This window comes from Streptomyces sp. NPDC048411, from assembly GCF_040704695.1.
In the GTDB taxonomy this organism is placed as follows: Bacteria; Actinomycetota; Actinomycetes; order Streptomycetales; family Streptomycetaceae; genus Streptomyces.
Genome location: NZ_JBEZKL010000048.1, coordinates 13,799 through 33,007, shown reverse-complemented (window position 1 = coordinate 33,007; position 19,209 = coordinate 13,799). Strand labels below are relative to the sequence as shown.

Below are 19,209 nucleotides of genomic sequence, written 5' to 3'. Positions count from 1 at the left end.
CCCTCAACGGCCAGGTGCGCAACGCCGCCGCTGCGTCCGAGAGTCCGGACAAGTCCGAGGACACCGTCGAGGTCATGGCCTGCACTCGCTACGGCAACATCGACATCCGCCGCGTGGGCCTGACCCGCCCCATCTCCTTTCCTTACAGCCAAGGCCACTTCACCGCTCACCACTCCTTCGAATGGGAGGGCCCCATGCCTTCTTCTGTCATGCCCACGCCCAGGCCGGGCAACGGCCAGCAGCCGCCCGCCGCCGTCTCCGCAGCCGATCTGCGCAAGTCGTACGGCGACAAGACCGTCCTCGACGGCATCGACCTCGTCGTCCCGGCCGGGACCGTGTTCGCGCTGCTCGGCCCGAACGGCGCCGGCAAGACCACCGCAGTGAAGATCCTGTCCACGCTCATCGCGGCCGACGGCGGGCAGGCGCAGGTAGCGGGCCACGACCTTGCCACCGACCCGCAGGCCGTGCGGGCCGCGATCGGCGTCACCGGGCAGTTCTCCGCCGTCGACGGGCTGATCACCGGCGAGGAGAACATGCTCCTCATGGCGGACCTGCACCATCTGTCCAAGCGTGAGGGGCGGCGGGTCGCCGCCGAGCTGCTGGAGCGGTTCGACCTCACCGAGGCCGCAAAGAAGCCCGCCTCCACCTACTCCGGCGGGATGAAGCGCCGCCTGGACATCGCCATGACCCTGGTCGGCAACCCGCGGATCATCTTCCTCGACGAGCCGACCACCGGCCTCGACCCGCGCGCCCGCCACAACATGTGGCAGATCATCCGCGAACTCGTCTCCGGCGGCGTCACCGTCTTCCTCACCACTCAGTACCTGGAGGAGGCCGACGAGCTCGCCGACCGCATCGCGCTGCTGAACGGCGGCAAGATCGTCGCCGAGGGGAGTGCCGACGAGCTGAAGCGGCTGATCCCCGGCGGGCACGTCCGGATCCGGTTCTCCGATCCGACGGTGTACCAGTCGGCCGCCTCCGCGCTGCGCGAGGCCACCGGGGATGACGAGGCTTTGGCGCTGCAGATCCCCAGCGACGGCAGCCAGCGCGAGCTGCGCTCGATCCTCGACTGGCTGGACTCGGCCGGCATCGAGGCGGACGAGCTGACCGTGCACACCCCCGACCTCGACGACGTGTTCTTCGCCCTGACCGGCTCCAGCGTGCCCAGCCAGAACAACCAGTCCAAGGAGGATGTCCGATGAGCTCCCTCTCCCTCGCCGTGCGCGACTCGTCGACGATGTTGCGGCGGAATCTGCTGCACGCGCGGCGCTACCCGTCCATGACCCTGAACCTGCTGCTGACGCCGATCATGCTGCTGCTGCTCTTCGTCTACATCTTCGGCGACGTGATGAGCGCGGGCATCGGCGGCGGCGGCGCCGACCGCTCCGAGTACATCGCGTATCTCGTCCCGGGCCTCGTGCTGATGACCATCGGCAGCACCACGATCGGCACCGCGGTCTCCGTCTCCAACGACATGACCGAGGGCATCATCGCCCGCTTCCGCACCATGGCGATCCACCGCGGCTCCGTGCTCATCGGACACGTCGTCGGCAGCGTGCTGCAGTCGATCATCAGCGTGGTCCTCGTCGGCGCCGTCGCCGTGGCCATCGGTTTCCGCTCCACCGATGCCACCGTCCTGGAGTGGCTCGCGGCGTTCGGACTGCTCGTGCTCTTCGCCACGGCGCTCACCTGGATCGCGGTCGGCATGGGCCTGATCAGCCCGAACGCCGAGGCCGCCAGCAACAACGCCCTGCCGCTGATCTTCCTGCCGCTCATCTCCAGCACCTTCGTCCCGGTCGACGCGATGCCTGGCTGGTTCCAGCCGATCGCCGAGTACCAGCCGTTCACCCCGGCCATCGAGACCCTGCGCGGGCTGCTGCTCGGCACCGAGATCGGCAACAACGGGTGGCTGGCCGTGGTCTGGTGCCTGGGGCTGGCCGTGCTCGGCTACGTCTGGTCCAAGTCGGTGTTCAACCGCGACCCGAAGTAGGGGGCAACAGGCTGCGGGCCGCAGCCGGCAACTCGTCCCGCTCCAGGGCGGCGTACTCCGACACCACGTCGGCGTGCGCCGCCCCGTCGGCGTCCAGCCGGCACGCGCACCGGTACAGCGCACCAACAGCCTGCAGTACAGCGGGATCCGGTCATCCGCGAGAGTACGGCATCGGCCTCGTCGATCGCCGCACGCAGCGCGGCCACCGGGGCGGGCAGCAGGGCCTCGTTGTCGTCGTCGGGATTGAAATGCGGAAGCCCCGCGAGCCCGCCTTCGGGGCGCACCGTACGCACCTGCGGGGGTGCCACGGCCTGCGCGGTGCGGAGCACGGTCTCGTTGGAGGAGCCGCTGCGCAGGCTTCCGGACAGCAGGAGGATCACACGGGACGTAGGCATGTCCGCTGCAACTCGCAGCGGCCGCCGCCTCATTCCCTCGTCCCCCGGCGCGCTGACGGAGTCGCGCCTGCGGCCGGCCGCTCAGGTCTTGCCGGCAGGTGGTGCGGAAGATCGCCCCGGCGCGAGCGCGAGGCGACTCGAACCGGGGCGTCCGAAACCGGTACGTGGTCAGACGACCAGGATCGGAGTCAGGATCTGAATCACGATCAGCTGAACACGACAGAACGGAGCTTCAGCCGCTTGGAGGCGTGACCGCCGAAGGGCCGAAGGGTGAAGAAGGCACCCTCGCAGTCGGGGTCGGTGAAGACGGTGGCGGTGGAGTCGGTGAAGTTCCAGGGAGAGTCGGCGGGGTTCGACGAGCCAGGGTCGGCCACCTCGGGCAGCGTGATGCACTCCCGGCTCGCCGGGTCGATCAGGCCGGCGTACTGCGGGGTGCCGTCGAGCCCGGTGAACCGGTAGAGGAAGTCTCCGGAGGCCGCGTCGGCCGAGGTCGGCAGAGTCACGACGAGCGCGAGAGCGCCGAGGGCGGCAGCCACGGTGGTACGAAGACGCATGAAGGGCACTCCTTGAGCGGTGCGGGGGAATACGTACCGCACCAGCGTGCTCTGGTGACCTGCGCCTATGACGGAAAGAACAGGTTCAGTCACTCAGAAGTGGGCTGCTGAATCGGTTTGCCGACGCCCAGGTGGATGACTTCGTCGGACTCCCACGTGGTGAGCCCGTACGAGGTCCTGGACCCCCCGAGGTGAGGCCGGAAAAGCGAAGGCGCCCACGGTCCGTGGCTCCCTAAGCTCGCCCCATGCCACGCCCAGAACTGCAACGAATCAACGCGTTCCTCTCGGCCTTCGCCCGCCGCCAGGCCGCCCAGACCATCGATCTCCCGGGCGGATTCGCCGCCCTCGACGACGCCTTCGCACACTCGCACGCGAACAACCAGGTCGTCATCGACGGGCCTGTCACCCCCGAGGCGCTGCCCGGCATCGCGGACGAGGCGCTGGGACATCTGCCGTTCCGGATGATCACCGTCCTCGACGACGAGACGGGGAGGGCGTGCGCGGAGCCGCTGATCCGCGCCGGATACACCCACACCATCGAGCTGGTCATGGCACACACGGGCCCGGTGCCGACCGGCGGCCGCGCGGAGGAGGTGGACTTCGACGCGATCCGTGCGCCGCTCACCCGGCGCTGGCGCGGCTTCCTCCCGGACGTCGACGACGCGGTCGTACGCCACCTCGTCGACCGCCGCGAGACCCGCCGCCGCGGCGCCGACTCCGTGCACTTCGTGGCAGCCCGCACGGAGGAGGGCGAGGTCGCCTCGTGGGCGGATCTCTACCTGGACCCGGCAACCGGCATCGCCCAGATCGAGGACCTGATGACCTCCGAGACTCACCTCGGCCGCGGCCACGCCGACGCGGTCCTTGCCACGGCCCTGCGCATGGCCACCGACGCGGGCTGCGGTACGCGGTTCCTGCTCGCCGACGCGGACGACTGGCCACGCTATTGGTACGAGCGCCGCGGCTTCTCGGTCATCGGTCAGTCGCACTGCTTCGAACGCGGCTGAGTGCGGCCTCGGACGGCGTCCGCTGTCGAATTGATCCTTGGTCGCCCGCAGCCGCCGGTCCGTCGGTGGCCACAGCGCCCGGTGCCCCCGGCTTCGCGGGCATCAACCTGGAGGACATCTCCGCACCCCGCTGCTTCGAGATCGAGGCGCGGGCCTGTCTCCGCGGAGTTGATCCGCAGTTGATGCGCAGAGTTGATCATTCAATCAGGAGGAGCGGAGCCCGTATCCCAGAGCGCGCCTCAGTGCGATGTGGGTGAGCCAGGCCATCCCGAAGGTGAAGGGCGCGACGGCGTTGTCGGAGGGGCCGGGAACGGCGGAGCAGACCGTCATGACGGCGAACGGGATCCAGACCCGGAGCAGCGTGTGCTGAACGGCCGCCGAGCCCGGCGCGAGCCTGGCCAGGAAGGGGACGAGGAGCCCGATCACGGCGAACGGGATGGTGAGGCCCGTGTGCTTTGCCGCCTCGAACACCGTCCAGGCGAGCAGGAAGAGGCCGAACACACCCCAGGCGATGCGTGCGGTCCATGATGCCGGACTCGTTGCGGCACTGGCGGTCTCACGTGTCATGGTGGCTTTGTCTCCCCCGTGTCGTGGGCTTCAGGTGTCGGGACACTCGCCGTCAGCAGTTCGCGGTGTGCCGCTACTTGTGCGGCGCACCTATCCGCCCGCCCGTGGATCACCGGCTTGCAGGGATCCGGCGTGGGCGCCCGCGGCGGCAGCCTCCTCCTCGGCTCCGGCCAGGTCGAGTCCTCGGCTCCGGCCAGGTCGAGTCCTCGGCCTTGCGGGCCTTCCGCCACGACACGTTGTGCTTGCGCTCGATCTCTCGCAGTGTCATGCCGCCGCGGTGGTCGCGCCGGATCGCGGCGCGCAGTTCGATCTTCGATAGCTGCGGTACGACCAGAGCCTTTCATCAGTAGCACCCCGATGCCGCCCAGACAAGTACCCCCTCGGGCGCCGGCCACGGCCGCCATGGTGTGGGTGTCGCCGCGGCATCGAGTACGCGCGACGTGGGCTGCGGCTACGGAAACTCTGTTGTGGCAACGGGTGTGGAACCGCAGAATGCCCGCGTCGAGGTACACGTGATCTGCAAAGGTGAAGAGTGACTGAGAACGACGAGCAGCGCCAGACCCTGACCAATGGGCAAGGTGTGCCGGTCCTGACCTATCTGCAAGGGGTTCGCGAGGGGCATCCATGGGCGGACCTGGCCGAAGTGGTCGGCCCCGACCCCGTGGAAACCATCGTCTCCGACATGTCCGGATGGGCGGTGTCGGGATCTGTGGAGCTCGGTGAGCAGTTGGTGCGCCGTGGTGCCCGGGTGATGCGGCACGCCCACGAGATGCGGAAGGACTTGGTCGCGTGTCCGCCACCGGCCGACTGGTCATCGCGCGACCTGGGCGACGGACTTCGGGCAGTCCCTTGCGACCGCGATGCCGATGAGGTGTTCCCGGCATGGCGAGCCGCATTTCCTGCCGACCATCCCGACCACCACCACGGCAGCGACGAGGAAGCTCTCAGAGAGCGCCTGGCACCTATGCTGGAGGGCTCCGTCCTCGGGCCGGTCCTTCCGTGCAGCGCCTTGGTGGTGGACGAGACGGACCGCGTGGTTGCTGGGGCGATCCTCACCGACCGCGACGGCCTGCCATGGATCGCGGACGTGTTCCGCCGCCCCGAAGCCCGCTACGCAGGCCTTGGCGCCGACCTGCTCCGCCAGGTGCTCAGCGTTGCTGCGGCCGACGGGCTGGCCGAGGTCTCGCTCGTGGTGAGCGATGCGAATCCGGCCCGCCGCGTTTACGAGAAGCTCGGTTTCCAGCTGACCGGCACATCACTGACTGTCGTAGTGCCGTAGGTCAAGGAGAAGTGCTTCCCGGCCCTGCGGCCGGTGCGCTTCGACACGACGGCTTCACCGTGGACATCCTGGCGGCCCTGAAGCGGGGCCAAACCGGCGTCGGGTACGGGGATGCCACCGGCTTCCGCCTGGGCCTGACCGGTCCGGCGCGGTCGAATCCCGCAGCGCTCGCGCGCGCCGATTGATACCGGTCGGCACAGCCGGTGAAGAGACCGGCTGTGCCGACGACCCGTGCCGCGCTGCTTCGGCCGGTGGACGGCGGACGTCAGGGCTTGATGGGCTTCACCTTCGTGTCGACGCCGTTCACCCGCACGGTGACGTTCCCCCGGTTCCGCGCCCGGTCGGCCACGATCCTGTAGGACGTGACCTTCCCGTCGCGCCACTCACAGCGGACCTCGTAGCCGCCGCGGGCGCGGAGCCCGGTGAAGGAACCCTTGGCCTTCCATTCGTCCGGCAGGGCGGGCAGCAGGTGGATGACGCCGTCGTGGCTCTGCAGGAGCATCTCCGCCACGGCGCCCGAGATGCCGAAGTTGCCGTCCATCTGGAAGGGCGGGTGGTTGCAGAACATGTTGGGCAGCGTGTTGTAGGTCAACAGTCCGCGCAGCATGATCTGGGCGCGGTGCCCGTCACCGAGGCGGGCGAAGAGGGCTGCCCGCCAGGGCCAGGTCCACGAGCGGCGGCTGTCGCCCGACACCGTCGCGGCCGTGAACGGGACGCCGTCCTTCTCGCCGCACCGTGCCTTGAGCGAGACGAGGGCGGCGGCCGCGAAGTCGGGCGTCTTCGGGGTGATTTGGCGGCCCGGGTAGACCGCGAAGAGGTGCGAGGTGTGGCGGTGGATGTCGCTGGGGCTGTCGATGTCCTCCTGCCACTCCTGCAGCTGACCCCACTGGCCGATCTTGTTCGGCGCGAGGCGCGCCTGCATGTCCACGACCTTGGCCCGGTAGCGGGCATCCGTCTCGAGCGCCGCCTCGCAGTCGAGGTAGTTCTGGAACAGGTCCCAGATGATCTGCTGGTCGTACATGACGCCGTCCTCGCGCGGCCCGTGCTCGGGGGACCAGCCGTCCGGCGAGACGAGGAGTCCGTCCTCGCGCTCCTTGAGACGGTCTTCCCAGAACTCGCAGATCTCTTTGATCATCGGGTAGGCGACGGTGCGGAGGTAGACCAGGTCCTGGGTGAACGCCCAGTGCTCGTAAAGGTGCTGCGCGTACCAGGCGCTCGCGACGGTGTTCCACTCCCACGAGTTGCCGCCGAAGATGCTCTGGCTGGTGCGGGCGGTCCAGCCGCGTGTGTCCTTGCCGAAGGCGTTGCGGGTCGCCACGCGGCTGGGCACCGCCACCTGCTTGATGAACCCGACGAGTGCCTCGTGGCACTCCGGCAGGTTCGTCGTCTCGGCTCCCCAGTAGTTCATCTGGACATTGATGTTGGTGTGGTAGTCGGAGGCCCACGCCGGTGAGTTGCTGTCGTTCCAGAGACCCTGGAGGTTGGCGGGCAGACCCTTCGGGCGCGAGGAACTGATCAGCAGGTATCGGCTGAAGTCGAACATCGTCTGCTCGAGGGTCGGGTCCTCCCCGCCCGCCGCGTAACGCGCCAGCCGGGCGTTGGTCGGCAGGGCGACGACGGCGTCGTCGGAGGTGCCCCAGGCGACGGAGACGCGGTTCATGAGGGCGCGTATCTCGGCGGTGTGCTCGTCGCGCATCTCGTCGTAGGACCGGGCGGCCGCCTTGGCGAGCGCCGCGGCGACGACCGGTCCCGGATCGGCTCCGCGCCACCCGGCGGCGGCGTCGAGCTTGTAGTCGGTGCGGGCGTCGAGGAGCAGGGTCAGGGTCGTGCAGCCGGTGAACCGGAGCACCGACCCGTCGGTGCTGAAGTCGCCGTCGGTGTGTACGACCTGGGCGGTGCACGCGTGCTTGAGGCCGTTGCCCATGACGCCGCTGAAGGCCATCCGCCGGGCGCCGGCGTCGACGGTCGTCGGGGCCTGATCCTGTCCGGACGTCAGCGAGATCGCTCCGGAGAGTCCCCGGTCGCTGTCCGACGTGTACCGGAAGACCATGACGTCCGCGGACCGGCTGGCGAAGGCCTCCCGCAGGACGCGCCGCCCCGGCGCACCGAAACGGGTGACGTGGACACCCTCGAAGAAGTCCAGGGCGCGCTGGTAGTCGACGAACGTGGACTGCATGCGCGTGTCGAACCCCTTGCCTTCCAGGACGACTTCCGCGATCTGGAAGCCGGTGGACGACTCGCCGGGGGTGAAAGTGAGCCGGTAGGTGCGGTAGGCCGTGCTGTTGGTGATCCGGAAGGTCCGGGTCTCGCCGCGGCCGGCGAAGGGCGCACCGGGGTTCTGCGTGTCGAGGGTCACCCAGGCCTGCCCGTCCTGCGACGCCTCGAGTGCCCATCGCCGGGGGTCGTCGTGCGGGCGGTCCGGGGCCGCCGTCAGCGTGTACGAGGTGACGGCGGTCGTGGTGGGCAGGTCGGCCTGCCAGACGATCGCCGGTGCGACGGCGTCGACCCGCCAGACCGTGGCCGGATCGCGGTCCACCGAACTCGAGATGTCCGTGGCCCGACCGGATCCCTCGGAGTGCCCGCTGGGCGACGACAGGTACATCGAGCCGCCCCCGCCGAGGTCGACGCCGGACAGACCGATCTCGCTCACCTGGAAGTGGCTGACCCCTGCTTGGGGAACGAAGTCGAACCGGTAGAAGCGGTAGGCCGCGGTGTCGGCACAGGTGAAGTCCTTCGTCTGGAAACGGCTTTCGAAGGGCGTCGCCAGAGTGCGGCTGTCCAGTGTGGTCCACGTGGCGCCGTCGGCGGAACCGGAGAACGTCCACTCCTGCGGGTCGCGCTGCGGCACGTCGTTGGCACTCGTCAGACGGTAGGACGCGACCTCGACGGGGTCGGGGAGCTCGACCTGCCACTGCACCTTCGAGCCGGGCGCCTCGATGCACCACTTGGTGCTCGAGTTACCGTCGTACGTCTTGTCGACGCCCTCCGTCGAGGAGGTACGGTACGGTCCCCCCGGGGCCGTGACCTTCACACGGCGAGCGAAGGTGACGACGACATCACCGAAGTTCCGGTACGAGCCGAAGCCGGTCATGCCGGTGTCGAAATCACTGTCCGGCTTGCCCGCGAGGGCGTTGTCGTAGTTGTTGACACCACCCCAGAGACTCTGCTCGTTGAACTGGACGCGCTCCTCGGAGGGGTTGGCGAAGAGCATGGCGCCGAGCCGGCCGTTGCCGATCGGCAGGGCCTGCGACTGCCAGTCCATCGCGGGGATCGCATACTTCAGCGCCTTGCGCGACAGGGTCGGCCACTGGACGGACGCCGGCGCGGCGGGCCCGGCGGCCCCGGCGGCAACGGCCTGTCCCACAGGGAATCCCCCGGCCAGCTGAGTGATCAGCGGTGTGAGGGCGAGGGCGCCGCCGAACTTGAGGATGCTTCGTCTCTGCGGATGGGGTTCATTCGTCACGAGAGACCTCCTGGCCCATTGATCGGTTCTTTAATGGAGGGGTGGGGGGGATGCGTCGACGTATGCCGAGGGCGAGGCCATTTCACCGGACGACAGATCGGATGTCTAGAGTGTGCGGCACTGAACCTGGTGATCGTGGCCGCGAGCGAGCGGGGTGAGTGGTTCTGCGCCGAAGCCGCGGTCCGCGAGCTATGCAGAGCCGGGGAGTTCGAGCGAGCCCGCAGAGTAATGGAGCCGTTCGTCGCGGCAGGCTGGCGGCCCGGCCGTCTGGGCAACGGCTGAGATCCTGCTTCAGTGGGGCCGCAGGGAGGAAGCGCTGGAACTGGTCCACCCGGATGAGACCGGCCGCCAGTCGGACCACGTGTGCCGCAACTTCGCGGAGCTCCTGGTCAAGGCCGGGCGAGTGGACAGGCGATCGACGTATTCCCGCCCCACCTCGGCGGCGTTCAGCGCGGAATGACCCAGTCCGGCACCCAGGTCCCGGCGGCGTCGTGGCCGGCCGTTGTGGCGGCGAGGTGGGCGCGGAGGGTGGCCAGCGCCGGGTGGGGGTTGTCGCGGTGCCACAGGAGCGAGTGCGGGTAGACGGGCGTCGGGTCGGTCACCGGGATGCGGCGCAGGCCGTGGCCGGCGGGCCAGACGAGGCGGGTCTGCTCGCTCATGAAGGTGGCCAGGGCCGGGGTGTCGGCGACGGTGTCGAGGAGCGCGTCGGAGCCGAAGTTGGGGCCGGTCGCCTCGATGGTGAGGCCGAACTCGGCGACGAGGTCGTCGTAGTAGGCGGCCCACTCGGTACCGGGGACGATGCCGGGCATCCAGATCCGGTGCCCGGCGAGCTGAGCGACGGTCACCGACCGGGCGCCCGCCAGCGCGTGGGCGGGGCCGGTGAGAAGCTGAAGCGGCTCGTCGAGCACCCGGACGGACTCGATGTCCTCGGGAAGGGGCCGACCGGGCATGGCGACGGCGCGGAAGGACGCATCGATCGCACCGGAGCGGATGGCGGTGACGGCCGTCTCGACGTCGAACAGCATCACCACGTCGAGGTCGATCTCGGGGTGGGCGCGGTGGAAGCCGCGCATCAGGCCCGACGCCGCGCCGCGCGAGTTGATCACGTCGACGCGCAGTGGACGGCGGCCGGTGCGCACGGACGCGACCGCGCGCTCGGCGACGCGCAGCAGCTCGCGTGCGTGGGGCAGGAACGCCTGCCCGTCGATGGTGAGCTCGGCACCGCGCGGCGTGCGGGTGAACAGCCGCACGCCGAGGTCGCGCTCCAGTCCGGCGATGCGCTTGGAGACAGCCTGCTGGGTGATCGACAGGTCGACGGCGGCTTTCTGGAACTGGCCCGCTTCCGCGACGGCGACGAAGGTACGTACGGCTTCGAGATCCACGCCGACCACCATAGTGAACAACGATTAGTTGTGATTAGTCGGCGAGACAGTTGTTTGACCTGCTGTTGTCCTGCCCGCTTAGCTCTCATTGGTCAACATCGGTTTGTTCGGATGGGACAAGGGGAGCGCGCTGAGCATGGTGGGCAGGAGACGGTTGGGCCGGCAGTTCGGCTGGCTGTGGGCGGCATATGCGGTGAGCGCTTATGGGTCCGGGCTGGGGTTCGGGGCATTGCCGCTGATCGCCGTGCTGGCGCTGCATGCCGGCCCCGCTGAGGTGTCCGCGCTGTCTGCGGTGGGGCCCGCGGTGGGTGCGCTGATCGCGGTGCCGCTCGCGCCGTGGGTGGAGTTTCGGCGCAAGCGCCCGGTCATGATCGCGATGGACCTGACCCGGTTTGTGGCCATGGCGACGATCCCGGTCGCCTATGCCTTCGGTTGGCTCAGTTTCGTCCAGCTGCTCGTGATCTCGGCTCTGGTCGCTGCGGCCAAGATCGCGTTCAACGCGGCAAGCGGCGCCTACCTCAAGGCCCTCGTAGGGCCGGATGACCTGCTCGTGGCCAACGCGCGGTTCGAGTCCACGAACTGGAGCTCCATCGCGGTCGGGCCACCGCTGGGCGGGGCGGCGATCGGCCTGTTCGGGCCGGTCACCACCGTGGTGGCCGACGCGCTCAGCTACCTGCTCTCCGCGCTGGGCATCACCGCGATTCGCGGCAGAGAAGAAGCGCCGCAATCAACCGACAAAAGCCCGGTCCGGGCGGGCGCACTGCTCGACGGCTGGCGACACATCATGGGCCACCCCGGTCTGCGGCCGCTCTACCTCAACAACATGCTCGTCTCCGGTCTGATCATGGCCACCGAGCCGCTGCTGGCCGTGCTCCTGCTTCGCCAACTCGGCTTCCCACCCTGGCAGTACGGCCTCGCCTTCGCCGCCCCCTGTCTCGGCGGACTCATCGGCTCCCGGCTGGCCCACCGTGTCGTGGCCCGCTACGGCCGGCACTGGGTCTTCCGGACCGTCGGCACCCTGCGCGCCATCTGGCTGATCGGCCTGGCCTTCGTCCGTCCCGGCGTCGTCGGCCTCGTCACCGTGATGGCCGTCGAGCTGGCGATCATCATCAACATGAGCCTGTACACCCCGGTGCTCGCCACCTACCGGCTCGAACACACGCCCAAGCATCTCGTCGCCCGCACCCTGTCGGCCTGGTCAATCGGCCAGCAGGCGTCCATCGCCGTCTTCACCGCGCTCGGCGGGCTGCTCGCCGATGTCACCAGCCCACGCACCGCTCTCACGGCCGCGGGACTGCTCATCCTGACCACTCCGCTCCTGCTTCCTCGACACGACCACACGCCGCAGCACGAGCCGGAACCGGCCCGTAACCACTCATGACACCCCGCAACCCGCCGCTGTAACCAGCCAGTTGCAGCTGGCCCGTCGACGCGCGTCCGCGTCGACCAGGCACACCACCAGCAAGGAGAACACTCGCGTGAGCACTGCCCCCGCACTCGACCCCACGCACACCGCTCTTCTCGTCATGGACTACCAGCCCGCGATCCTGGCCGCGCTGCCCGAAGGCGAGGACTGCAAAGCCCTGCTCGATCGCATGGAAGGTGCCATCGCCGACGTTCGTGCAAGCGGCGGCACCATTGCCTATGTACGCGTCGGCTTCACCGAGGCCGACTGGGACGCGATCCCGGGCACCAACAAGTCCTTCGCCCCGCTGGCCCAACACCGCGTCATGCACCACGAAGACCCTGCCGCGGCCATCCACGAGCGCCTGGCTCCCCAGGACGGCGACATCATCGTGCGCAAGATCCGCTACGGCGGCATGTCCACCACCGACCTCGACCAGCAGCTGCGCGAGCGCGGCATCACCACTCTGGTCGTCTCCGGCATCAGTACCAGCGGCGTCGTCCTGTCCACCGTCATGGACGCGGCCGACCGCGACTACCAGCTCTACGTCCTGTCCGACGGCGTCGCCGACCCGGACACCGAAGTCCACAACGTCCTGCTCCATCACGTGTTCCCCTCACGGGCCCACATCATCGACACCGCCGAGCTGCACGCCCTGCTCCGGGCTGACTGAATCGCACCACGAGCCGATCCCACCCACGGCCGCCGCATCCACCCGGTGTGGCGACCGCCCGCACCCCAGCGCCGGCTCGGCAGCGGCCCGGAGCCGGCGGCCCGGCTGGAGTACGGGTGAGAGGTCAAGAACCGCCGCGTCCTTGCCGAGGCAACGCGTTCTCGCCGAGGCAATGGGCAGGCCCGTGCCGGGAGGATCCTCATCCGCGCCGACAGCGCGGGCAGCGCAAAGGCCAGCGAGCACGAGCGGCTTTTCCGGCCCAGTAGGACAGCGAGGCCGGCTGCGGGCGGACCTCACAGGCTCATGAGGACGGCGACGAAGAAGACAAGCGGATATGCGACCGTCAGCGCGGTGATGGGCAGGCCGAGAAAGACGTATGCGAGAAACAGAAAGGCCCGGATGGCAGGTCCCTTGCGGGCGGCGATCCGATCCTGGTCATATGGGTCGTACGTCACCTCGATGCGGGCCGGGTCGGTGGCGACCAGCCTGCCGCCGCCACCGCTGTACGTCCGCATGGTGCCCGACGCGTCGGTGAACGTGTAGACCTTGGTGACCGTGGTCTCGCCGTCGGTCCCGGTCCCGTAGCAGTTCTCCTTGAAGGTGGCCACGACCGTGATTCCCCGGCGGCGAAGCAGCCACCAGTCCACCGTGGTCCGGTACACGGGCAGGGCGATCGCGCACCCGGTGAGGAACGGTGTGAACAAGACCGCCCAGAGCTTCACGAGTTCCCAGTCCCCGGTTGCCGAGGGCAGCGCGAGCCCGAGGACGAACAGGGCGCCCACGGCCAGATGAGGCGCCCAGTCCTGGGCCGCTGTCAGCCAGTGCTCCTTGAGTTTCTTGGCGGAAGGCCGGGGCTCTGTCGTCACCAACGCCGCGCCGTTCACGCGCGGTTGCGTGGCATCGCGTACCGGCAGTGCTGCCGTGACGGCCGAGGCGAAAGCCTGGGCGGCCTCGGCGCTCGGTGAGCTGAGGGGGTAGACAACGGGATCGGTGCTCGCGGAGGCGGAGGTCAGGACGATCTCAGTGACGCGCGGCTTGGGCCCACCCGTCGTACCTGCTCGCGAGTCCTGTCCGGCACGTCCTCGCGTGCGGACCGTCTCTATGGCGGCGAGCGGAATACGGATTCGCGATCGTCTCCACGCCCGCTCCAACAGCACGGCGTCCCGCTTGAAGCGCGCCGTGACCCGACGTCCCCGCAACACCAGTTCAGCCATGAGGCGACCGTACGGCAGGCGTGCGGGTGCTCGACGCGGTGTTACGCGATCGACAGGTCCGATTCCTCAACTACCTTCCAGGACAAGGTCCTCCGGGAGGGACCGAGTGGCTTCTCCTGTTCCGCGTATCGCGCGGATCACCACGCCCCCGTCCGGATCGTACGGATACCCGCCTCGCTCACGCCGGGGAACTCGTGGATCGTTCAGTCACAGCAGAGACTCTGGCGGGTGAGAAATCTGTTGGTCACTGCACGAGTCCGTAAGGGATGCTGTACGGGTGATTGAGCGAGCTGCTGCGGTTCGGATCGTCGAAGAAGAGCTCGAACGCGACTACCAGCGTGCGCTGTCGGCAGGACTTAATCCGATGCGCATGGCTGTGGCGCACGTAGAGCAGCACGAGCTGGTCTGGGTGGTCTCCTGGGAGTCTGAGGAGTACCTGCGGACCCGGAATCCGGACCTCCTGCTCGCAGGGAACGGGCTGTACTTGGTTGATCGCCTCGACGGCGGTCTCCACGAGATCGGTGTCGTCTCCGCGGTCACTGAGGGCTGGGAGGTTGACTACCGAGTTCGCATACGAGGTCAGACCGTACGGACCGAGGTGGACGATCTGCACGATGAGGTCCGGGCGGTAGCGGCTGCTCGCGGACGGATCCATGCCATGCACACCTTGCGCAAGAGGCTGCCGGTGCTGACGCACGCCCAGGCCATCGAATACGCGACCGCGTTGAAGGACGGCCAGGCTCCGCCACACCTCGTCGAAGTCGCTCACAGAGAGCTGGTGCCGCCTGTCGATCCAATTCTGTCAGTGCGGACCGTCCGCAAGCCTGAACAGCGCTGAGGCACACTGACCTGACAGCGGCCTTTCCGATCGCCGGCCCCTTGTCGCCGCGCTCCATCTCCAGCATCCAGGTGTATGTGTCCGGGGCGGGCTCCCCGAGGTCAGTGGAGCCCATCGCCTCCTCCCCAGCGGGCCGACGTCGAACTCGTCCGTCTGACCCGGGACAACCGGGACGCCCTCCCGAGGAGCCGGCGGCCCGGCCGGAGCACGGGTGAGAGTCCAAGAACCGTCGCGTCCTCGCCGAGGCAACGCGTCCTCGCCGAGGCAATGGGCAGGCCCGCGCCGGGAGGGCTCAGGCTCCGGGCTGCGCGGTGTGGGCTGCGGCGGCCTCCGCTGTGCGGCGACGTGCCTCGCCCTCCTGAGCGAGCCGCCGGAGCAGGGCGAGGACCGGTTCGAGGAGCAGGGTGAGAATCGCGGCCCGCTCGGCGAGCGCCATCCGGTCCTCGATGCCGTCGAGCTGGTCGAGGTCCAGCCGCGCCACGTCGGCGGCCAGCCTGGCGTACGGGAGGAGGTCGTCCACGCCGAAGTCCACTCCGAGGCGGCTGAGCTCGCGCAGGCTCGCGGCCAGCGCGAGGCGGTGGGGCGAGGCTTCCGATATGTCCCAGTCCATGGCCTCCATGAGGCTGTCGACGCGCTCCGTCAGCTCCTCGGCGCCGGTCGCTCCGGTGGCATCGGCAGGGGTACGCAGGGCGTAGTGGATGACGCCGAGCATGCCGCGCGGATCATCACGCGGCTGGTCGATCTCGGCGAGCACCTCACGGGTGGCGGCGATGGACAACCCTCCCAGCGTGGTCAGCGCCCGGATCAGCCGCAGGCGCTGAACATGCTCCTCGCTGTATTCCGCCAGGGTGGCCCCCATTGCGCGGCCCGCGGGCATCAGCCCCTCCCGCAGGTAGTACTTGATGCTCGCGACCGGCACCCCCGACTGTCGGCTGAGTTCCGAGATCCTCATACGCTCCCTCGATTTCCGTGCTGTGACCAGTATCGCTGCCTCTCAGTTCGACAGCCGGGGCTGGATAGTGTGAGTATCCAGTCATTGGATAGTGAAGGTTTCCAGCCTGGGTCTCGCCGGCTCGAGGGGTTGGACCGTCTTCTGTCGCACGTCTTACGCGCACCGCGGCGCGACATCGCATCTGGAGCAGACTTGCCGGTCTCATGTCATACAAGAGTCATTTGTCATGAAAGTGCCTCTATGGCGCCCCTTTCCGAGGGGAGGCGCCATGTCTGAGCCGATGCATGCTCATCGAGCGTCCGGACGAAAGGTGCTGCGCCGGCGGAGCCTGTGGATCCCGTCTGCGCTGATCCTCGGCCTGCTGTCCTTCGTGCTCTCGCTCCTGTACATGGGGGCGAACAACAACCCGACCGGCTACACGCACGATCTGCCGATCGCGCTGGTGAACGCCGACAACGGCGTGAACGCGGGCGGGAAGCAGATCAACCTGGGTGATCAGATCGCCTCGAAGATCGCCCAATCCCCGGACCTGAAGGGCAAGGTCGCCTGGAAGCAGGTCAGCCGGAGCGAGGCCGAGGAGCTGCTGGGGAAGGACAAGGCGTACGGCGCCCTGGTGATCCCCGAGAACTTCTCGGCATCCGTGACTGCGCTGGCCGTTCCCCAGCAGCAGGAACCGAAGCGCCCCACCCTGCAGGTGCTGACCAACCCCGCCTCGGGAAGCTTCGGCTCCTCCATGGCCTCCGAGATCAACCGGGAGGTGGCTCACGCCACCTCCACCGAGCTGGGCAAGCAGCTGAGCCGGCAGGCGAAGCTGCAGGCAGCCCAGGCGGCGAAGGCCAAGCAGAGCGGACACGCGAAGCCGAAGGCGGCCCATGCGGCGAAGGCCGAGCAGCCGAGCACGGCCGAGCGGCTGCTGATCGCCGACCCGATCACGGTGACGGTCCAGGAGGGCCATGAGATCGGCACCCACAGCGGACTCGGGCTGAGTGCCTTCTTCTACACCCTGGTGCTCGTCCTCGGCGGCATGCTGGGCGCCAATGTGATCCACACCCAGCTGGACGCCATGCTGGGATACGCGGCCAGCGACTACGGCCCCTTCCGCCGTGTGAAGCCGGCGGAGCGCATCAGCCGTACGCGTCACTTCGCCGTCGGGTGCGGGCTCATGGCCGGCCTGTCGCTGGTGACGTCCGCCCTGGCACTGGTGGCGGCCGTGGGTGTCGTCGGCATCGACGCCTCGCACCTGGCGCTCCTGTGGATCTACGGGGCCTGCGCCACCACCGCGATGGGCATCACCGCGCTGGCTCTGCTCGCGGTCTTCGGGATGCCCGGCCAGCTGGTGTCCATGCTGGTGCTGGTCGGCTTCGCCATTCCGTCGGCGGGCGCCACGATCCCGTTGGAGGCCCTTCCGGACTTCTACCGTTTCCTCGCCGAGTTCGAGCCCTTCCGCCAGGTGGTCGACGGTGTCAGGTCCATCCTCTACTTCGGGGCACAGGCCGACGCCGGGCTCGGCCGTGGCTGGACCATGATCGGCGTGGGCTTCGTGGTGGCGCTGCTGTTCGGCTTCGGCATGACCCGCTTCTACGACCGCAAGGGTCTGCACCGATCCCCGATCAAGGTGCTGGAGCCCCAGCCTGCCCCAACCGTTTGACCGGCACGCGGCCTCCGGGGTTCATCCGGAGGCCGCCCCACAAGCGGGGTCCGTCCCGAGCGGAGGCGGCTCCTGAGGGTGCCGCCCCGTGGGGACGGGGAAGCGGCGCACATGACAGGGCTCGACGGTGGACGTCGTATGACGGCCTCCACCGCCGAGCCCTTCGGCATCCGGCCTCTACCAGGCGTGCAGGTTCGTACGACGCCAGTACCACGGGCTGGCGTGACCGGTTCTGGCTCACCCGCGACTACTTGCCTGAATTCGCTGACCTTCTTGCCGATCGGCCTTCGCCGGCCGATCCGACCCAGGCGATCGGGGGCCGCGCGGAGCCGGTACTCGTCCCGCTGACCTGCTACAAACCCGGCTACCGGTCCCGGCTGATCCACCGGCCGTGCAGAGACGACGGCCGACGCGGCGGACGCAAGAGCTTCTCCTGGCGCGACTACGTGAACTGCCGGCGGGAGCCGGTGAGGCGCCTGCTCCCTCGGGGACGCCTGTGTCTGCCGCTCACCGGTCGCGGGCGGGGCGATCGGTGCGCAGCGACCGGTAGCCGGGGTGCACGCCTGGGGTGAGTCCCTGCTGTTCGGCCAGGCGTCTGAGCAGTCCGGTCAGCTGCTGGTGCTCGTCGGGGGACAGTGCCTGGCACAGGTGTTGCTCGTGCGCTGCCCCCGCCTCGCGCAGCCGGGCCAGCATCTCGAGCCCGCGTTCGCTGAGGTGCAGTGCGTACAGGCGCCGGTCGGTGGAGTTCCTGCGGCGCTCGATCAGGCCTCGCTCCTCCAGGGCATCGGCGAAAGCCACGAAGCGGCTCGGCGGCATGCCGAGGTCGTCGGCGAGTTCGCGCTGGCTTCGCCCGGGGGTCTGGGCGAGCAGGCGTAGGAGCCCTGCCTGTGCGGGAGTCAGGTCGAGGGCGGCGATCCTCTCGGCGAACAGTTGAGCCGCGTGGGCTCCCAGCTGTGCCAGCAGGAAAGCGGCGCCGCCGCGGAGCGCGGGGCTCCCGTCCTCGTGGCTGCTGTTCATGACGGCATCGTACATGCTTGACAATCGTTCTGAGTTGTAATCATTATCTTGGGTAAATCGATGATCCGGGAGAAGCCGTGACCGTTGCCCCCGCCCCTCAACGTCCCGTGGCGAGCGCGCGCCGCCCGCAGTCCGGGCCTCCGCTGCTGGCCCCCGTCCTGGCGTTCGCCGCGCTGACCGTCGCCTACGTGGTCGTGAACCGCTCCACTCCCCACCCCGACGCCTCCGGCCTTGCGGTCCTGCACTACGCCCGCAGCCACGACACCGCGATCGCGCTGGGCTCCTTCCTGCTGTTCGCCTCCGCAGTGCCGCTGGCACTGTGCGCCGCGGTGCTCTACCGGCGGCTGCGGGCCCTGGGCATCACCGCCCCCGGCTCGGCGATCACCCTGGTCGGGGGAGTACTGGCCAGCTGCGCGCTGACCGCAAGCGCGATGTTCGCCTGGAGCGGCGGCCGACTGCCGGCAGACGCCCCCGCCTCCCTCGCCCGCGCGCTCGCGGACCTGTCGTTCCTGTCCGGCGGCCCCGCCTACGCGGGGATGTACGCCCTGTTCATCGCCGGGGTATCGGTGACGGGCCTGTTGGCCGGCCTGCTGCCGCGTTCGGTGACCTGGACCGGACTGCTGCTCGCCGCCGCCGGGATGCTCTCCACGCTGACCCTGCTGGCCTCCGGCTTCGCCTACCTCCTGCCGGTCGTCCGCTTCGGCGGCACCGTATGGCTGCTGTTCGTCGCAGTGCTCCTGCCACGCACCCGCCGCCGCACGCCAGACGGGCAAGCGCCCGGCCTCGCCTCGTCCTGACAATCCTCACCAGCCAAGGAGCCACTAC

The 19,209-nt window shown here is 69.0% G+C and carries 18 protein-coding genes and 2 pseudogenes; 12 read left to right on the top strand and 8 right to left on the bottom strand.

Translation table 11 applies throughout. The features are described from left to right. Positions 1–194: 194 nt before the first annotated feature. Both AB0915_RS18900 and AB0915_RS18895 read left to right on the top strand, forming a co-directional pair. Positions 195–1,202 (top strand): ATP-binding cassette domain-containing protein, encoded by a 1,008-nt coding sequence (locus AB0915_RS18900; protein ID WP_366692182.1) that lies wholly within the window; start codon positions 195–197, stop codon positions 1,200–1,202. Further along, complete coding sequence (locus tag AB0915_RS18895; RefSeq protein WP_366692161.1) at positions 1,199–1,990, top strand: ABC transporter permease; 792 nt, start codon at positions 1,199–1,201, stop codon at positions 1,988–1,990. Before AB0915_RS18900 ends, AB0915_RS18895 begins: the two co-directional genes overlap by 4 nt. Here AB0915_RS18895 and AB0915_RS18890 read toward each other — a convergent pair. Together AB0915_RS18890 and AB0915_RS18885 are read right to left on the bottom strand one after the other, a co-directional pair. Next, on the bottom strand, positions 1,948–2,385 hold the full coding sequence (locus tag AB0915_RS18890) for an NAD(P)H-dependent oxidoreductase (protein WP_366692160.1): 438 nt from the start codon (positions 2,383–2,385) through the stop codon (positions 1,948–1,950). The two genes, AB0915_RS18895 and AB0915_RS18890, sit on opposite strands and share 43 nt — an antisense overlap. Positions 2,386–2,591: 206 nt before the next feature. Then, a complete protein-coding gene (locus AB0915_RS18885) occupies positions 2,592–2,939 on the bottom strand; it encodes a hypothetical protein (RefSeq protein WP_366692159.1) in 348 nt (115 codons plus the stop codon). A gap of 245 nt (positions 2,940–3,184) precedes the next feature. Here AB0915_RS18885 and AB0915_RS18880 point away from each other — a divergent pair, with 245 nt between their 5' ends. Continuing rightward, positions 3,185–3,946 (top strand): GNAT family N-acetyltransferase, encoded by a 762-nt coding sequence (locus AB0915_RS18880; RefSeq protein WP_366692158.1) that lies wholly within the window; start codon positions 3,185–3,187, stop codon positions 3,944–3,946. A 204-nt stretch (positions 3,947–4,150) separates the two neighbouring features. Here AB0915_RS18880 and AB0915_RS18875 read toward each other — a convergent pair whose 3' ends face one another. Beyond that, positions 4,151–4,513 (bottom strand): hypothetical protein, encoded by a 363-nt coding sequence (locus AB0915_RS18875; protein ID WP_366692157.1) that lies wholly within the window; start codon positions 4,511–4,513, stop codon positions 4,151–4,153. A gap of 532 nt (positions 4,514–5,045) precedes the next feature. Here AB0915_RS18875 and AB0915_RS18870 point away from each other — a divergent pair. Further along, complete coding sequence (locus AB0915_RS18870; RefSeq protein ID WP_366692156.1) at positions 5,046–5,792, top strand: GNAT family N-acetyltransferase; 747 nt, start codon at positions 5,046–5,048, stop codon at positions 5,790–5,792. An 11-nt stretch (positions 5,793–5,803) separates the two neighbouring features. Continuing rightward, complete coding sequence (locus tag AB0915_RS18865) at positions 5,804–5,977, top strand: hypothetical protein (RefSeq protein WP_366692155.1); 174 nt, start codon at positions 5,804–5,806, stop codon at positions 5,975–5,977. Positions 5,978–6,057: 80 nt separating this feature from the next. Here the strand turns inward: AB0915_RS18865 and AB0915_RS18860 are convergent, their stop codons facing one another. Both AB0915_RS18860 and AB0915_RS18855 read right to left on the bottom strand, forming a co-directional pair. Continuing rightward, entirely contained in the window at positions 6,058–9,255 is a 3,198-nt protein-coding gene (locus AB0915_RS18860; RefSeq protein WP_366692154.1) for a glycoside hydrolase N-terminal domain-containing protein, read from the bottom strand. A gap of 446 nt (positions 9,256–9,701) precedes the next feature. Then, complete coding sequence (locus AB0915_RS18855) at positions 9,702–10,637, bottom strand: LysR family transcriptional regulator (protein WP_366692153.1); 936 nt, start codon at positions 10,635–10,637, stop codon at positions 9,702–9,704. Between the two features lie 136 nt (positions 10,638–10,773). Between AB0915_RS18855 and AB0915_RS18850 the strand changes: the two genes are divergently transcribed. Together AB0915_RS18850 and AB0915_RS18845 are read left to right on the top strand one after the other, a co-directional pair. Continuing rightward, the gene (locus AB0915_RS18850; protein ID WP_366692152.1) at positions 10,774–12,018 is read left to right on the top strand and encodes an MFS transporter; all 1,245 of its coding nucleotides are present in this window, start codon (positions 10,774–10,776) and stop codon (positions 12,016–12,018) included. A 97-nt stretch (positions 12,019–12,115) separates the two neighbouring features. After that, positions 12,116–12,715: a cysteine hydrolase gene (locus tag AB0915_RS18845; protein WP_366692151.1), complete on the top strand. Its 600-nt coding sequence runs from the start codon at positions 12,116–12,118 to the stop codon at positions 12,713–12,715. A gap of 293 nt (positions 12,716–13,008) precedes the next feature. Here AB0915_RS18845 and AB0915_RS18840 read toward each other — a convergent pair whose 3' ends face one another. After that, positions 13,009–13,929: a hypothetical protein gene (locus AB0915_RS18840; protein WP_366692150.1), complete on the bottom strand. Its 921-nt coding sequence runs from the start codon at positions 13,927–13,929 to the stop codon at positions 13,009–13,011. A 277-nt stretch (positions 13,930–14,206) separates the two neighbouring features. On the opposite strand from AB0915_RS18840, the gene AB0915_RS18835 reads away from it, so the two are divergent. Further along, complete coding sequence (locus AB0915_RS18835; protein ID WP_366692149.1) at positions 14,207–14,767, top strand: YrhB domain-containing protein; 561 nt, start codon at positions 14,207–14,209, stop codon at positions 14,765–14,767. A 292-nt stretch (positions 14,768–15,059) separates the two neighbouring features. Here the strand turns inward: AB0915_RS18835 and AB0915_RS18830 are convergent, their stop codons facing one another. Continuing rightward, entirely contained in the window at positions 15,060–15,719 is a 660-nt protein-coding gene (locus AB0915_RS18830; RefSeq protein ID WP_366692148.1) for a MerR family transcriptional regulator, read from the bottom strand. Between the two features lie 268 nt (positions 15,720–15,987). On the opposite strand from AB0915_RS18830, the gene AB0915_RS18825 reads away from it, so the two are divergent. The 3 genes and pseudogenes from AB0915_RS18825 to AB0915_RS18815 form a co-directional block, all read left to right on the top strand. Then, complete coding sequence (locus tag AB0915_RS18825; protein ID WP_366692147.1) at positions 15,988–17,367, top strand: YhgE/Pip family protein; 1,380 nt, start codon at positions 15,988–15,990, stop codon at positions 17,365–17,367. A 215-nt stretch (positions 17,368–17,582) separates the two neighbouring features. Further along, positions 17,583–17,711, top strand: a pseudogene (locus tag AB0915_RS18820) (MerR family transcriptional regulator); the annotation flags it as partial. Then, positions 17,712–17,813: pseudogene (locus AB0915_RS18815) on the top strand (IS630 family transposase); the annotation flags it as partial. 61 nt (positions 17,814–17,874) lie between these two features. Here AB0915_RS18815 and AB0915_RS18810 read toward each other — a convergent pair. Continuing rightward, positions 17,875–18,384 carry a MarR family transcriptional regulator gene (locus AB0915_RS18810; protein WP_366692146.1) on the bottom strand — a complete coding sequence of 170 codons (510 nt, stop codon included), beginning with the start codon at positions 18,382–18,384 and terminating at the stop codon, positions 17,875–17,877. Between the two features lie 77 nt (positions 18,385–18,461). Between AB0915_RS18810 and AB0915_RS18805 the strand changes: the two genes are divergently transcribed. Then, the gene (locus AB0915_RS18805) at positions 18,462–19,181 is read left to right on the top strand and encodes a DUF4386 domain-containing protein (RefSeq protein ID WP_366692145.1); all 720 of its coding nucleotides are present in this window, start codon (positions 18,462–18,464) and stop codon (positions 19,179–19,181) included. Positions 19,182–19,209 lie beyond the last annotated feature (28 nt).

Coding starts and splice junctions, on each gene's coding strand:
- AB0915_RS18900 (WP_366692182.1), top strand. CDS start 195: ATGCCTTCTTCTGTCATGCCCACGCCCAGGCCGGGCAACGGCCAGCAG.
- AB0915_RS18895 (WP_366692161.1), top strand. CDS start 1,199: ATGAGCTCCCTCTCCCTCGCCGTGCGCGACTCGTCGACGATGTTGCGG.
- AB0915_RS18890 (WP_366692160.1), bottom strand. CDS start 2,385: ATGCCTACGTCCCGTGTGATCCTCCTGCTGTCCGGAAGCCTGCGCAGC.
- AB0915_RS18885 (WP_366692159.1), bottom strand. CDS start 2,939: ATGCGTCTTCGTACCACCGTGGCTGCCGCCCTCGGCGCTCTCGCGCTC.
- AB0915_RS18880 (WP_366692158.1), top strand. CDS start 3,185: ATGCCACGCCCAGAACTGCAACGAATCAACGCGTTCCTCTCGGCCTTC.
- AB0915_RS18875 (WP_366692157.1), bottom strand. CDS start 4,513: ATGACACGTGAGACCGCCAGTGCCGCAACGAGTCCGGCATCATGGACC.
- AB0915_RS18850 (WP_366692152.1), top strand. CDS start 10,774: ATGGTGGGCAGGAGACGGTTGGGCCGGCAGTTCGGCTGGCTGTGGGCG.
- AB0915_RS18840 (WP_366692150.1), bottom strand. CDS start 13,929: ATGGCTGAACTGGTGTTGCGGGGACGTCGGGTCACGGCGCGCTTCAAG.
- AB0915_RS18830 (WP_366692148.1), bottom strand. CDS start 15,719: ATGAGGATCTCGGAACTCAGCCGACAGTCGGGGGTGCCGGTCGCGAGC.
- AB0915_RS18825 (WP_366692147.1), top strand. CDS start 15,988: ATGTCTGAGCCGATGCATGCTCATCGAGCGTCCGGACGAAAGGTGCTG.
- AB0915_RS18810 (WP_366692146.1), bottom strand. CDS start 18,384: ATGAACAGCAGCCACGAGGACGGGAGCCCCGCGCTCCGCGGCGGCGCC.